Source organism: Clostridium tunisiense TJ, assembly GCF_000300195.1.
GTDB lineage: Bacteria > Bacillota > Clostridia > Clostridiales > Clostridiaceae > Clostridium_J > Clostridium_J tunisiense.
This window is the reverse complement of sequence record NZ_AMQH01000012.1, coordinates 454,972-471,124: the sequence shown is the minus strand read 5'-3', so window position 1 is coordinate 471,124 and position 16,153 is coordinate 454,972. Positions and strand designations below refer to the sequence as shown.

Here is a 16,153-nt window from a genome sequence, read left to right as displayed (position 1 = left end):
TATACAATAGATTAACAAACCATCAAGAGTAAACAATAAATATATATGAAACTATTTTTCTACTTGTTTAATTACTTTAACTTGTTCTTCTATATAATTAATTAAACCCTATATAAGGTTAGTAACTAAACAAAAAAATAATTCACAAAATATTAATAATATATTAATCTATTTGGGAAACTCTATTAATAGGTTGAGAACTTAATTTATTTGAGCTAGCTTTGAATAGAACCCTATAATTACAAATTTAGTAACTATAACAGTATTATCCTGTGGAAAATGGGTAATACTTCTCCACAGTTCTATTCAAATATGTATTTGTATTCCATAAATTATATTTTAAAACCATATAATGAGTGAATATATTAACAGGAACTAGCGTAGATTATTTTAAGTTCTCATAAAATCCCTAGGGTATAGACAGGTGCGCAATGCCTGTCTTTTTATATTATATTCAAAATTTCCTCTACTGAATCAATTACATAATCAGGTTTATGCTCTAATAGCTTTTCTAAAGGCAAGGCTGTATATTTTACTAAACAAGTCTTAGATCCAGCATTTTTACCACATAAAATATCGTTATGACTATCCCCTACCATAACTACTTCTTCTGGCTTCAAGTTTAGGAGCTCACAAGCCTTTAATACGGGCTCACCTTCTGGTTTATGTTTTTCTGTATCCTCTGGAGAAACAATTACTTCAAAATATTTTTCTAAATCAAACAATCTGAGTCCTCTTAAGGCTGTGGTTCTTCTCTTCGAGGTAACTATTGCAAGCTTATAACCTTTTTCTCTAAGTATAATTAATCCTTCTTCTACTCCTTTAAAGCTTTCTGTATACTCATCATGAATTGAAAGAGAATACTCTACATATTTTTGAACTAGTTCTTCTATTCTATCTTTTGTATACTTAGCCATTGTGTATGCAAGTGGTTCTCCAAAGTACTGAACTATTTCATTATCCTCCACAATTAAATCTAAATTTTCTTTAAAAACATATTTAAATGAATTTATAATTAACATATTTGTATTTATTAATGTACCATCTAAATCAAATAAAATACCTTTAATCATTTTAATTAGCTCCTTTCAAAATTTGCAATGCTCCGCTTGTTTTTTTGTTTATTTATTTAATACTCGTTAACACTAAAAGACATACTTTCTTATTTAGACAAGTTTATCATAGGTACATACCATTTTGTATATCTATTACCTTCCTTATCTTTATATGCTCCGCTCTTATCCAATACCATTACTGTAGCTCTCTTAGTAATATTAGCTACAAGACCCACATATTTTTTACTTTTATAAATAAAAGTTACCTTGTCTCCAATAGAAATATCACTGACTTCTAAATTTGAATTTAAATTTTTTCTTGTTGGAATATCGTGATAAATTCCCTTATGATTAAAAACCCCAGAAGAAATATCTCTAAACCTTTTCCCTTTGCAGTTTGAATTTCCATAATTATAAAATTCAACAACATGACATATTTCATGCTCCATAATAAGCATCAGTGCCTCAATTGGATCTGAAACGGTTATTCCTGATACCTTTTTTTCACAAGTTTTTAAATAAAAGTTATTTAAAATTACCAAGCTTATTCTAATCTCAAATTCACTACTGTTAGAGGTTCTTCTAAAGATAGTTTTTCCTCCAGCTGAAGTCATTCTTTTGGACAGGGAAAAAACTATATTGTTGCCTAAGACCTTTTTAAGTTCCCCTTCAAAGAAATAATCATCATATAAATCAAAAAGTTCTTCAATATCCTTATTATCTAATTTTATATTTTTAGTTTTACCTACATCTTGTTGACAAATCTCCATATGAACTTCTTTTAAAAATTTACTTTTTATACTCTGTCTAGTGTAACTTACAAAATCCTTCTCATTTGCATTTAACTTAATCATAAAAATCTCCTAAAATCTTAATACTATTTAATTATAACTTATAATGCTGAAAAATCTATATAAAACAAAGATGAGCTTGCTACAGTGTATGTTATTTCACTGTAACAAGCTCTAATAAAGGCTATTTAGTTTTTAATATAGTTTTATCTATTAAAGTATTTAATGTGTCTTGGCCTTCAATGTTATTTTCAATAAAGGCAATAAACTCTTCTGATATCTTTGCAACATCTATTCCTTTACTAGTTAATATATCTTCTAATCTTTTACATTCAGTATTAAAAACTTCTCGAACTTCTGATTTAACTATCCCCTTAGATAATGCAGTTTTTATAGTTAAATATATGAATGGAATAATTGCTTCCTCATGAGTTATTTCATCCTGTGAATTTTCTATAACATAGGATAATGCTTTTGCAAGAAGATTTTTGTATATAGTTATATCTTCCTTACCTAATGTGAAGGCTAAAATTCCCTTTAAGGTAGACATAAATTTAATATACTTCTCCTCTTCATAGGAATTGGCAAAAGCCCCACTTGCTAACTGTTGAGTTGCTAATATTCTAAGAAGTTCTTCTCTTAAATCCAAGCTTAATATTTCTTCATTAAAGGAAACACCATTTAATGAATGGTTATAACATAAGCTAGGTGTGGTAGATATGTTATCATCTTCAACATCTTGAACCTTTACAGGTAAAAACTTTCTCATAGCTATTCCTAAAACAGGTTCATATAGCTCTTCTATTAATATAAAGGAAGTTTCTGTGCTTATTATTCCAACCTTAGTAGACAGCTCTACTATTTTATTTTTCATTGAATTATAAACTTCCCCACGCTCATAAACTATTCTGTTTTCTAAAGATTCTAATCTCTTTTTATACCATACCTTCTCGATTAAGTTTGCATTCACCTCTAAATCCAAGTTTGTTAGACTAATTCTTCTTTGAACTCTTCTATTCCCTACCTTACCTCTAAGAGTAACTACACCCTCAAGCGGTCCTTGAACTCTTGCAAAAATAGAGAAAGGTTCTTCATCATACATATATTCTATAGTTCTAGGGTAAGTTTTTTCTACTTTCATATTGCCCCAGTCAATTTCAACGTCAGTGATTTGAAGACCTCTAATTCTATTGAATTGTTTTAGAATAGAATCTTCTATTCTTCTTTTCCTATTGATGAATTCTGCTTTACCATAAGTTATTCTTGCAAGTTTATTGATAAAGTAAGTGTTTACTGAAGCATCAATACCAAATGGGAATATTCTGCTTTCTCTGCAAACTTCATCAACATAATCTAAAATTTCTTTCTCATCGTCTACAATATCATCTGTAAATAATAAAATGGTATTTTCTTCGCCTTCATGCTCTTTTTCAAAAGCATATTTTATTCCATCAAAGATCACAGCATCATCTTCACACTGCAAATTATCAATCCACTGAGAAGCAGCTTTTAAGCTTTCTTCATTAAATCTGACTCTTCTTTCTTTTGAGAAATAATGTAGTTTATCTCCCATAGCTACAATATTAAAAGTATCATGTTCAGTTAAATTTCTTAAACATAACTGAAGTGCTCTTTTTGCCTCTTTTATCTTATCTCCCTTCATAGAATCAGAGATATCTACTAGGAAAATATAATTTCCATAATTTATATTATTAATATCTTGAATATCAGGAATGAACCTTAGATACAAAATACCATTCTTTTCCCTATAATTTTCATAAACCATTCCCGTAGTTTCTTGAAGCTCTCTCTCCTCAAGATAAATTACCATATCTTCTGTTAACTTTTGCTCTTCATTTTCAAGAGTAATCTTATATAGATTACTTTCTCCACCTTCAACGGTAATCTTGTGAGAAGGACAAGTAATTTTTGTTTCTTCAAAGGATTCTACTAATAAGTTCAAGTTTAATTTGTAATTATGATTGTTTTTTAGTATAGCTATTGGCTTTTTATTGCTAGAGTAAGCCTTAACTGGTGGAATTACTTTAGGGATTGTTAATTTCAACTTGTTATTGTCATAAATTAATTCTTCAATGTAGGAAATTTTAATATTAATAGTTTCTCCAGAAAGAATCTTTCCTATGGAGATTCTAAAATTATTTTCGCTAAACTCCTCTAGAAGAAAATTACTAGTGCCTTGTTCAGCTACATTATTATAAATTTTATCAATTTCCTCTTTACCTTCTACCTTACCCTTTATAGTTCTGCCGCCAATATTTGCTTCAAAACCGGATAATACTGCAGTTTCAGGAATTGGGAAGTTATATACTGCTTCCACATCTCCTTTGCCTTTATTCTCGTACACATGATTAATTGTAAATTCAACAAACTCTCCACAAACATTTCCTTCAATATCAACTTTCTTTAACTCAATGGCATTTTGAGAAGGTTTGTATACGATTTTAGGATATTTCATACTATCTCTCCTTTTTTTAATAACAGGAAATATTATCTGTAATTATATTCTACCAGAAATAACTCTGAAATAGTTGTAAAATTTTGAAATTAATAATAAATTTAATAAAAAAGCAAAGTTTAACATCTTTGCTTTTATTATTATACTTATTAAATTCAATACATATACTTATCTCATCACATCTTTTATTAATCTCATTGCATTTTTATAAAAAATCTTTTCCACTTCATCCTCTGAAAATCCATCCTTAACTAAGGCGTGGGAAAGTTTATGAATATCTCCAATATTGTCTATTTCTATGCCCTTTGAATTTATACCATCTAAATCTGTTCCTAAGGCTATAACCTCAATACCACCCACATTATAAATGTGATTAATGTGCTTTATCATATCTTCAATATTGCTTCTACCATCACTATTTAAAAAGCTTCTTTCAAAATTGATTCCTGTAATTCCACCTTTATTACTTAGAATTTTTATCATTTCATCTGTTAAGTTTCTTCTATGGCCACAAACTTCTCTAGCATTTGAATGGGATGCCACAAAAGGATATTTAGAATGCTTAGCAACATCATAGAAGCCTCCATCTGAAAGGTGAGAAACGTCAATAACCATACCTAAGTTATTCATTTCCTCTACCACTTCTAATCCAAAACTCTTTAATCCATTATTTATAAAATTAGGATTTTTGTTTGGGTATCCAATTTCATTTTCATAATTCCAAGTTAATGTAATAAGCCTAACACCTAGCTTGTGAAAGTTTCTTAAATTCGATAACTTTCCCTTAAGGGCTCCACCTTCTTCAATAGTTAAAAAAGCAGAAATTTTTCCTTCTTCATTGTTTCTAACTAAATCTTCATAGTTAGTTGCAAGTTTAATAATTTCACTATTACTTTTAATTTCTTCATGAATTCTATCTGCCATATCCATGCAGAATTCAAAAGGATTTTCCACATATTCTTTTTCAATAAAAAGTGCAAAAAATTGTGCCATTGAATTAGACTTTTGAAGTCTTTCCAAGTCTACAGAAAAGTCATTTCTTCTTAAATTTACTTTTTCCTTCCCTTCCATTAGCTTCATTACGGTATCACAATGTAAGTCAATAACTCTCATATCTATCCCCCCATTTAATTAAATCATTTTTTATAAAGATTTTTTCTCTTATATAGTAAATAAGAATTCTTCTTTAAATAGTGCAAATCAACAACTAAGAATTTAGAATAAAACACCCATCCTTCTTAATATATGTTTCTTTTCCTCTATATTTAACCTTTGCTACCCCATTTATAAAATTCTCAGCTTCTTCAAACTTAGGATTAATTATACTATTGTCATTAATATCTACATAACCCCAAAGTCCATTTACCTCAACTGCAAATAGATCTTCACTAAAATCAAATACATTATCGTATTTAGGCTCAATAATTATGTTACCATTTTTATCGATGAACCCATATTTATCATCCATAGAAATCACTGCATATCCATTGCTAAAACTATCTGTCCAGTGATATTTTGGCTCTATAACCATATTCCCTTGTAAGTCTACAAAACCCCAAGTATCCTCCACTGAAACAGGTGCAAACCCTTCATTAAAGTTTCCTATAAAATCGAAATCTCCCTGAATAACTTTATTTCCTTTTGAATCTATAAAGAAATACTCTTCTCCTATTGCTACTGCAGCTAATCCATCAATAAAATCATTTGCAAAATCATAAATTAAATCTATAGAAAGCTTTCCCTCTGAGTCAATATACCCATACTTTTCGCCTTTCTTTACAAGAGCTAATTCATTTTCGTTAAATTCATTAGCTTCATCAAATACAGGTTTAATTACCATTTCTCCGTTGTAATTTATATAGCCATATTTACCTAAAAGCTTTACAGCAGCTAAACCCTTAGTAAATCCCTTTGCATCCTCATATTTTATACTAATTAATTCTTCACCTTTAGGGTTTATATATCCATATCTATGGTTAATTTCTACTACAGCCATACCTTCATTAAAATAATTAATATCATCATACTTCGGCTTAATTAAATATTCTCCATCCTCTCCAATAAAACCACATAGACCATCAACTTCTACAAAAGCCATATTATTTTCAAATTCATCGGCGAAATCGAATTTAAATGGAATTACCACCTCTCCATTTATGGTTACATAGCCATACTTATTTTCTCTTTCTACAGGATATAAAGTCATACTCATATTTTCCTCCTATTGTTTACTTATTTTATAGATAAGAATAATAATATTTTGCTTCTTTATCAACTTAAATTTATAGTTAGGTTTAGCCCTATAGTGACAAAGTTACCTAACTTTATAAAAAACACTTTTTAAAACAAATATTATAATTTGATTTTTTCCATTTCTAATATTAATTTAGCTTCATTTAGGAAAGTATGCAAGTTGCAATATTATTTCTACATTATAAGATAATTTTAAGCAACTTATATTAAAGAAAATGCAAAATAGAGTTAGATATATTTATGCACTATCTTTATTACATTCTATAAATTAAAGGATATTTTAAATTCCTTTGTGTTAAGCTTAATATATAGATACTAATACTTAAAGTTAGTTATCTTCTAAAATTAATTAATATTTAACCTTAAAGCTCTATGCTTAGAAAAGATTATAAAATTATCTAAGAAAATATTATAGTCCTTAAATTATTATTATACCATATATTTTTTACCTATTTAGGATAATAATATTTATAGTTACAATTGTTACAAGCAAGGATTTATATTATAATGGAAAAAGTAATGAAATTTGAAGGGAGTACAACAACATGAGAAATTGTATAGTAGCTCAATCAGGAGGTCCTACTTCTGTTATTAATGCTAGTGCTATAGGAATATTTGAAAAAAATGAAGAAGTTAAATATTATGACAAAGTTTTTGCTGGATTAAACGGTATAGAAGGAATTTTAAAGGAAAACATTATTAACCTTTGTGAAATAGACAAAGATTCAGTACACGGCCTTAAATATACTCCTTCTTCAGGATTAGGTTCTTGCAGATATAAACTTAAATCCTATGCTGAAAGCAAAGAAGAATACATAAAATTATTTGAAATATTAGAGAAAAACCAAATAAAAACCTTCTTTTACATAGGTGGAAATGACTCCATGGATACAGTTCATAAGTTAAGCAACTATGCTAAAGAACATAACATAGATATAAAATTTATAGGTGTTCCTAAAACAATAGACAATGATTTACCTGTAATGGATCACACTCCGGGCTTTGGTAGTGCAGCTAAGTTTATTGCAACTATAGCTCTAGAAAATAGCTTGGATGCTAGTGTTTATGAAACTAAGAACATATTCATTTTAGAAGCTATGGGAAGAGATACAGGTTGGCTTGCTGCAAGCTCTTGTATTGCCACTTTAAATGGAGAACCTGTAGTAGATTTAATCTACTTACCTGAAATACCATTTAATACTAACCAGTTCCTTAAAGATGTAGAAAACAAATTAAAAAATAAAAACAGATTAGTTATTGTGGTTTCTGAAGGAATTAGAACTGCAGAAGGTATATTCCTAGGAGAAATGCAATCTACTGCTGGATATGATAAATTCGGTCATGCACAACTTGGTGGTGTATGTGGCTACTTAAAAAATTTAATCATTGAAAATGGAGTTTGCAAAAAAGTAAGAGCTGTTGAACTTTCAACTCTTCAACGTTGTGCAATGCATTTTGCTTCACAAACTGATATTGATGAAGCTTATGAAAGTGGTGCCTTTGCTTTAGAGTACTCTAAAGATGGTGAAAGCGGAAACATGATTGGAATCAGAAGAGTTCAAAATAATCCTTATAAATCTGAACCATTTGCTGTTCATACTTCAAAGGTTGCTAACTCAATAAAATACTTCCCTAAAGAGTGGATAAATTCAGAAGGTAATAATGTAACTAAAGAGGCTTATGAATATACACTACCTCTAATAATGGGAGAACCAAAAATTAAGTATGAAAATGGACTTCCAAAATATGTTTATTTAAATGAGAGAAATAAATAGAAATTTACAGGAGTGAACAAAATGAATAAAGTTAGAACTAGATATGCGCCAAGCCCAACGGGTAAAATGCATGTAGGAAATCTTAGAACTGCGCTTTATGCTTACCTAATTGCTAAGCATGAAGGTGGAGATTTCATCTTAAGAATTGAAGATACGGATCAAGAAAGATTTGTTGAAGGTGCAATAGACATTATATATAACACTTTAAAACTTACAGGATTACATCACGATGAAGGTCCAGATGTTGGTGGTCCAGTAGGTCCTTATATTCAAAGTGAAAGAAAAGGACTTTATTTGGAATATGCTAAGGAGTTAGTTTCTAAAGGTGAAGCTTACTACTGCTTCTGTGACAAGGAAAGACTTGATGGCCTAAGAAGTGAAATTGAAGAAAAAGGTGGAACTTTTAAATATGATAAACATTGCTCCCACCTTTCTTCAGAAGAAGTAGAGAAAAACCTTGCAGCAGGACTTCCCTATGTGATAAGACAAAACAATCCTACTGAGGGCTTCACTACTTTTGAAGATGAAATTTATGGAACAATTTCTGTACCAAATAATGAACTAGACGATATGGTTCTAATTAAATCTGATGGGCTTCCAACTTACAACTTTGCAAATGTGGTAGATGACCATTTAATGGGTATTACTCACGTAGTTAGAGGAAATGAATATTTATCTTCATCTCCAAAATACAACAGATTATATGATGCTTTTGGATGGGAAGTACCTGTATATGTTCATTGTCCACTAATTACTAATGAAGAACATCAAAAATTGAGCAAAAGAAGCGGACACTCTTCCTTCGAGGATTTATTTGAACAAGGCTACCTAATAGATACTATTGTAAACTTCGTGTCCCTATTAGGCTGGAACCCTGGAACTAATGAAGAAATATTTTCTTTAGAAGAGCTTGTGAAAATCTTCGATTACAGAAAAATTAATAAATCTCCAGCAGTGTTTGATATGCAAAAACTAAAATGGATGAACAGTGAATATATTAAAAAGCAAACACCAGAAGCTTTCTTTAAAATGGCTGAGCCTTATATTAAAACTGTAGTTAAGAATCCAAATATTGATTTATTAAAAATTAGTAACTTAGTTCAAAGCAGAGCTGAGGTTTTAACAGATATTCCAGAAAGAATAGACTTTATAGATGAACTTCCAGAGTACAGCACTGAGCTTTACCTTCATAAAAAAATGAAAACAACTGAGGAAAATTCTTTAGAGAGCTTAAAAGCTGCTCTACCAATACTAGAAACAATTAGTTATTGGAAAGCAGAAGTTCTACATGATGAGATGATGAAGCTTGTTGTAACTTTAGGAATTAAAAATGGTCAAATGCTTTGGCCAATTAGAACTGCTATCTCTGGAAAAGCTGCAACACCAGGTGGAGCTTTTGAAATAGCAGAAATTCTTGGTAAGGAAGAAACAATAAAGAGAATAAAAGTTGGAATAGAAAAGCTTACAAAATAATAGTAATAATTGAGATTAACAACTTAATAATGAGTCTGTAAAATTAATCTCCATTGTTTTACTCATAGTGTCTTTAGGAACATTATAGGATTTATATATCCTGTTTACAGATTTTAAATATTAAAATTATAAACTAAGGGATAGAGTTAATAGTAACTCTATCCCTTAATTAATTTTTTCAAACTGTGGATATAACCTGTACTTAGTTGTACTTACAGTAATATTATTATTATCTATTACATTGATAATAAAGTTACCTTCTGTTAGTTGAGTCTTCGGCATTACTCCATTAAAATATTCATCTGCAATTTTCTTGTATCCGTTGTTCCTAATATTCTCTGAGGTTACACCTTTGCTTAACTCAACTTTTACTGCTATTGCTATGTTTTGAGCAGTTACTTGATCTGCCTTTACCTTTGCATCTTCTTTATACGACATATAGTTTGGAACAGCTATAGATGCAATTATGCTTATTATAGCTATGACTATGATTAGTTCTATGAGGGTAAATCCTTTCTTTTTTCTTATGAACTGCTTTCTATTCATTTTTAACCCACCTAAATTAATATATAGAATGCAATAAAGAGACTGCACTAACAATAAACCCACTTTTACATTCTCTTTCATATAAGTCGCTTTTAATTTATCTAGTAATGTAGAAATACTGCTACAACTTATAATAGTTAAGTAATAAATAAATTTTACTTAACTATTATAATATCCATATTTTTCATTTTAAATCATTAGATATAATCCTTATAAAACTAAAAATCAAAATACATCAGGCATTGCAGTTATTTTTGTATTAAAATCATTGAACTTATCAGTTCCAATAATATTTGACCTATTTATAATCATACTATTAGTATCTTCCTTAGCTTCATTTACTACATAATTATAATTAATTATATAGTATTTATCCCCACTAGTGTTCTCACTATTTAAAGTTACCTTAATATTGGGAGAAGCACTGCTATCATTTTCTATAATAGGAGCTATTGATGTTAACTTTGTAAGTGATCCATCTGAATTAACTGAAAAAACATTAACAGATATAATTTTCATTTTAGTAACTTCAGTATTATTACTTGAATTTAGCTTAATGTTTATTGGTGTTTCTTGTCCATTAGTTCTTACAAATGTTGCAAGTTGATATTCCGAGTTAGGAGTTATATCTAGACTTAGGTTGCTAATATATTTGATATTCTTTTCTCCCACATGAATAATATTAGTGTTATTGCCGTTAGGTTGGAATAAACCTTGTTTTATTATAAAGGTGTCTAATATAGAAATATTAAGCGGGTCAAAACACTTCTCACTAGTAGTTCCATCTAAATCTTTATATGATAACTTTGCATCATCCTTAAGTTCATAATTCCCTACCTTGGTACCCTTAACTTTTACAGTAAAACTTATAGGTTCAGACTCATATTGCTTTGTAGTGCTATTGTAGGTATAGTTTACTTTTAAATCCTTAGTTATAGAAGTACCACCAGTTTCTGATAAAACAAGCCCCTCTGGTAGTTGTTGAGTAAATTTAACATTTTCTATTGCTAAATCTGTTTTAATTTGATCAGCAATTCTTAAATACACTTCTTCAATTGCATTAGCATTAACTGTTGCGTCATAAAATTCTCCACCTGCTAAAGATGAAATGTCTTTGAGCTTCTGAACTTTGAGCCCATTAGGATCATTTGCAAAACCTATGGCAAATGTTTTAAGGCCTAAGTTTTCATTTTCCCTAAGCTTACTAGCAATTAGCTTACTATATGCTAATCCCCTTGCAAAATCATTATCATTGTTATAATACACATTATTATTATCGAGTTCTGAATAATATTTTTGTGAAAAATTTGAATAATAGTAAGAATAAAATGTAGGTTCACCATCTGTCATTAAAATTATATATTTTTGTGAGTTAGTATTTGACGATAATGCCCAAGCCGCTCTTCGTAGTCCATCTCCTAAGTTTGTTCCACCTTGTGCACTCAGTCCATTAATTTTATTTTTTATACCCTGCATGTTGTTATACTCAAATAAATTGCTATTATTATTGGTATATACTTCTCCACTGCTATCATAGGTTACCAAACCAATTTTTACATTGTTAGTATCTTTAAACTTTTCTACAAACTTGTTTAATGCCTCCTGGGTTAACTTTAGCCTTGATTTTTCACCGGAAGCAGGTAATTCATCCTTATTTGCAGACCATTCCATGCTACCTGACTTGTCTACTACCAACATAATTTCCTTTTGCTTTGGTGTTGTTTGCACAGCTATAGGCTTTGGTTTAATTGTATACTCAATTTGAAATTCGTTGTTTATATTAAATTTTCCACTAGTATTTTCAGGTATAGATTTTCTTAATAAATCAAAACCCACATTATATTTACTAATATTAATTGTAGTTTGTGGCAAAAGTTTATTGATAATATTCCCACTAATGTCCTTATAAGATATTTTCCACCCCTCACCAGATAAATTATAGTTGCCAGGTGTAATACCTTTAAATTTTAAAGGTATATTTATAGGGTTAGCCTTATATTCATTAGTATTTGAATCTAATTTATATTCAATGCTCGGTATAGATTTAGTATATTTATTCCCGTCTATCACTCCATCTGACTCGTTCATAAAATATTGTAGTCCGGCAGGCAATGTAAAATTTAACTTAACTCCATCAACATTATAAGTTTCTTTAATTTTGTCAGCTATACTAGAATATAGTTCTATAATATCTGACTCAGTAGCCGCATCATAATAAGTTCCTCCACCAGCGCTGGAGATTGCATTAAGAGCAATACTATTACTAGTTCCACTAAAATTTACAACATAATTTTGTATTTTAGCTTTGAGTAACTCTGATGCCATTAATGTACTATATTTTAAACAATACCCTCTAGGATCCTCATCTCCATAGGTTCCATATCGAAAGTAAGAGGTATCATTTATGCCATAATATTTCCAACTTCGATCCCCTTCCCTTAAACTATCAGGTAATCTATAATTTTTTCCACTTTCTGTTGAAGATTCATAATCATACGTATACTTTCCATTTTTTCCAATAATGTAACCTCCAGCGAAACCACTATAAGTTAATGATGTTGGCTTACCATCAGACATTAAAATAACATACTTCTTAGAAGCAGAATTTGATGAAAACATTTTATACGCAACCCTAATACCATCACCAATATTAGTAGCGCCTTCAGCTTTAAGATTATTAATAACTGATATTAAACTAGATTGATTAGATGAAATATCTGCATCAACTAATTCTTTACTTTGTATTGCATTATCACTATAAGATACTACCCCTATTTTCACATGGTCTTCAGCTTTAAACTTATCAATAAACTGAACAGCAGCATTTTTTAATGCTCCAATTTTTGTTTGGGTTTGAGTTTGGGTTATACGATCTCCCATACTTCCTGATGTGTCTACAATCAGGATAATTTCTTTGTCCGTTGCTTGATTAATATCTTGCAAAGCTAGTGGTTGTGGATTTACTTTATAAGTTACCTCAAATTCTTCATTTACATAAATTGAAGATTTACTTGTACTTGCATCAATATTTAATTCCGGTTTGATCACTGTTGCTTTAACATTATAAGCAATACCTAAAATTCCAATAAGAACAAAAGCAACTATCATTTTTAAAAATAGTTTATTTCTTAAAATATACTTTTTCACAAATTCTCCCCCCTTCTATCTTTTATTTCTAAAGTACAATGTATTACTTATTTCATAATTTACACTGTTTTTTACCATAACTAATTTCACTTTTATTCCCTGACTTTTTTCATAGGTAAGCCCATCTAATGGAGATATGTCAATATACTCTACATTTTTCCCTAAGGAAATTCTATTTCCTGGAGATAAAACCTTATAAAATTCTCCTTTATCTAATTCAAAGACGTTTTTCGAATCACTTCCTGATAAAAATTCTATTGATTTTACATTAGTACCATCTATTTTGTAGGTAGCAGAGCTATTTTCTATATTAACATTATCAATTAAATTCAATTTCTTAGCTTCCATAGCCGTCTTAGATATATTTTTTATTACATTTTCACCATCATTTTGTAGTTCAGATCTTATGGTTGTGGTATTGAAACCTTTAACAGATGAGGTGAAAAAAGGGAAGATTATCCCCATGACTATTGCAAAAATAGAAAGAGCTATTAATACCTCTATTAATGTAAGAGCTTTCTTTTTTTTCATGTGATTCTTCCCTTCTTTATTTCACTATTCTCCAGTTACTTGTTTTAATAAGATTATCTTTTGGTATAGATTGAAGTGCACTTTCTATAATCGCAGTTGCATCAATTTCAATACTATTGGATGCATTTATAGTGTCATTTTTGAAAACATCAGTGAATTCACCATAATTTTTTGCTACTAAGTAATCCACAATTTTTTTATTACTGTTTAATGTAGCATTAGAGTTATCCTTAACTGTAATTGTCCCCTTTGAAATAATAGTGCCTTCAAAGTTTACATTTCCATCTATAAACACATTTCCTGAGTTTATAATTATACCTTTTGCCTTTTTACCATTTAAAAATATCTTATTATTGGTATCAGTTCCACTACCATTAGATATAGTCAAATCTATATTATCTTTTGATAGGTATATAATTTCCTTCATTCCTTCAACCTCTGATACTTTACTTATTGCTGAATTAATGGCAGAAAAATTGATATATTGATCAACACTGGTAATCTCAGAGGTTTTAGCTCCATAATTTTTTATACTATTTTTAATAGTATCATTATCAATAGTATAATTACCACTTATAGCACTACCATTATTTATTGCTACTCCTAAGGTATAGATGTTTCTGGGTAAGTTAATACCATTTAACTTTAGCGTATCTTTTTTGTTATCATAATAGGTCATGAAATAGTTATTTTTATCCTGTAGTGTGAGTTCTTTACCATCCTTAAACCTATTTGCTAACTGAAGAGGTGATAAGTAGTCAAAAACTATATTTCCTTTACTATAATTCCCTCCATTATCAAGTGCTGAAGTATAAGCTTTATAATTTCCTTTAACTCCAACCGATTCTCCGGTTTGATAACTTTCCGGCTTTGTATCAATATATGCGGTACCTAAGAGAACTAGGTCATTTCCTATGGATATGGAAGAACCTCCTGTTTCGCCTATATCTTTAGCATTTACGATTATACTACTTGAATTTTTTTTCTTGTCTCCAATGCCAATTTTTCTAATATCATTAACTCCGTAAAATCCATTAGCTATGTTTACAGTTGACTTTTCCCCATTTAATACTAAATCATTATTTGCATACACAGAACCTTTGATATCCATATTAGAACTTTGCGCACTTTTTTCTATAGACAAATTCCCTGTAAATAAGGTACTATTTTCGTCTCCTATAATCTTTGAAGCAGCACCTAGTATTTTCGTGTCTCCTTTGGAGATTATACTTGCATTTTTCATATTTAAAATGCTATTTTGTCCATTAATCAAAATTCCTGAAGAAGCATTTGAGTCATTTCCACTTCCCAGTACAAAAACTTCTCCTTGCATATTTAAATTGGCACTATTATTTAACTGTAAATTTGAATTTGTCACAAGGGTCTTTCCTCTTATAATATTATCTGCTAATAATATCTTTTCTGTTTCTAAAGAGTATGGAGCATCATATTCTGGAATAGCAATTTTAAAAGTGCTTTCAACTTGTCTTAAATTTTTAAATCCATCTTGACCTATTTTTTCATAAACCGAACTTAAAGTTAATCTCAATTCCTCAGGATCAGTTATATTAGGACTTAATTTAGTAAAATCTATGTTTAATCCTAAGTTAACAATATTTACTCTAGGAGATGACTCTTTAGTTCCTAAAATATATCCTTCTTTATTATCTAAAATATATTTAATTTTATTTTTAAAAGTTTCTTTATAGCCTTCTTTAAAATTGGAGTTAATTTCAGCTTTAATATGTTGCGTCTTCACTGTTCCATCTTGATTTATATAATCTGAAGTATACTTTCCGTCATTAATAACTTTTTGTCTTTCCGCAGCGAGTATGCCATTATCACCATTTAATGTTTCTAAATAAATTTTTACCTTATTATTGCCTGCCTCAATGGACTCGTCTACATATTTTGACATTACCCCATAAGTTTCTTCTAACCCGGATTCCGACCCATATAAATTTTGAACTCTCTTACTTTCAGTTACTCTCAACTTCACGTCAGATAAAGCTACAGTCATCACTGCAGAACCTACAGTAATCAATATACCGAAAACCAAGATTACAGTTAGTAGTGCGGATCCCTTTTTCTTTGCTCTCATACAAT

General features: G+C 29.6%; 11 protein-coding genes. 2 read left to right on the top strand and 9 right to left on the bottom strand.

Annotated features, from left to right (window positions below):
• Positions 1-443: 443 nt before the first annotated feature.
• The 5 genes from ppaX to C661_RS0114080 all read right to left on the bottom strand — a co-directional run bounded on the left by ppaX (position 444) and on the right by C661_RS0114080 (position 6,534).
• Positions 444-1,073: a pyrophosphatase PpaX gene (ppaX, locus tag C661_RS0114100; RefSeq protein ID WP_017415985.1), complete on the bottom strand. Its 630-nt coding sequence runs from the start codon at positions 1,071-1,073 to the stop codon at positions 444-446.
• Between the two features lie 89 nt (positions 1,074-1,162).
• Complete coding sequence (locus tag C661_RS0114095) at positions 1,163-1,909, bottom strand: SprT-like domain-containing protein (protein WP_017415984.1); 747 nt, start codon at positions 1,907-1,909, stop codon at positions 1,163-1,165.
• 121 nt (positions 1,910-2,030) lie between these two features.
• Positions 2,031-4,322 (bottom strand): VIT and vWA domain-containing protein, encoded by a 2,292-nt coding sequence (locus tag C661_RS0114090; RefSeq protein WP_017415983.1) that lies wholly within the window; start codon positions 4,320-4,322, stop codon positions 2,031-2,033.
• A gap of 168 nt (positions 4,323-4,490) precedes the next feature.
• Positions 4,491-5,435: a dipeptidase gene (locus C661_RS0114085; protein ID WP_017415982.1), complete on the bottom strand. Its 945-nt coding sequence runs from the start codon at positions 5,433-5,435 to the stop codon at positions 4,491-4,493.
• 94 nt (positions 5,436-5,529) lie between these two features.
• Positions 5,530-6,534 carry a WG repeat-containing protein gene (locus tag C661_RS0114080; protein ID WP_017415981.1) on the bottom strand — a complete coding sequence of 335 codons (1,005 nt, stop codon included), beginning with the start codon at positions 6,532-6,534 and terminating at the stop codon, positions 5,530-5,532.
• 586 nt (positions 6,535-7,120) lie between these two features.
• Here C661_RS0114080 and C661_RS0114075 point away from each other — a divergent pair.
• Both C661_RS0114075 and gltX read left to right on the top strand, forming a co-directional pair.
• Positions 7,121-8,350 (top strand): 6-phosphofructokinase, encoded by a 1,230-nt coding sequence (locus C661_RS0114075; RefSeq protein WP_017415980.1) that lies wholly within the window; start codon positions 7,121-7,123, stop codon positions 8,348-8,350.
• Positions 8,351-8,371: 21 nt separating this feature from the next.
• A complete protein-coding gene (gene gltX, locus C661_RS0114070) occupies positions 8,372-9,823 on the top strand; it encodes a glutamate--tRNA ligase (protein ID WP_017415979.1) in 1,452 nt (483 codons plus the stop codon).
• A gap of 165 nt (positions 9,824-9,988) precedes the next feature.
• On the opposite strand, the gene C661_RS24425 is transcribed toward gltX, so the two are convergent.
• From C661_RS24425 to C661_RS0114050, 4 genes are all read right to left on the bottom strand, one after another.
• The gene (locus C661_RS24425; protein ID WP_017415978.1) at positions 9,989-10,369 is read right to left on the bottom strand and encodes a prepilin-type N-terminal cleavage/methylation domain-containing protein; all 381 of its coding nucleotides are present in this window, start codon (positions 10,367-10,369) and stop codon (positions 9,989-9,991) included.
• A gap of 225 nt (positions 10,370-10,594) precedes the next feature.
• Entirely contained in the window at positions 10,595-13,516 is a 2,922-nt protein-coding gene (locus tag C661_RS0114060) for a vWA domain-containing protein (protein ID WP_020480143.1), read from the bottom strand.
• Positions 13,517-13,531: 15 nt separating this feature from the next.
• Complete coding sequence (locus C661_RS0114055; RefSeq protein ID WP_017415977.1) at positions 13,532-14,047, bottom strand: PilW family protein; 516 nt, start codon at positions 14,045-14,047, stop codon at positions 13,532-13,534.
• A gap of 16 nt (positions 14,048-14,063) precedes the next feature.
• Positions 14,064-16,148 carry a polymer-forming cytoskeletal protein gene (locus C661_RS0114050; protein ID WP_017415976.1) on the bottom strand — a complete coding sequence of 695 codons (2,085 nt, stop codon included), beginning with the start codon at positions 16,146-16,148 and terminating at the stop codon, positions 14,064-14,066.
• Positions 16,149-16,153: the final 5 nt, after the last annotated feature.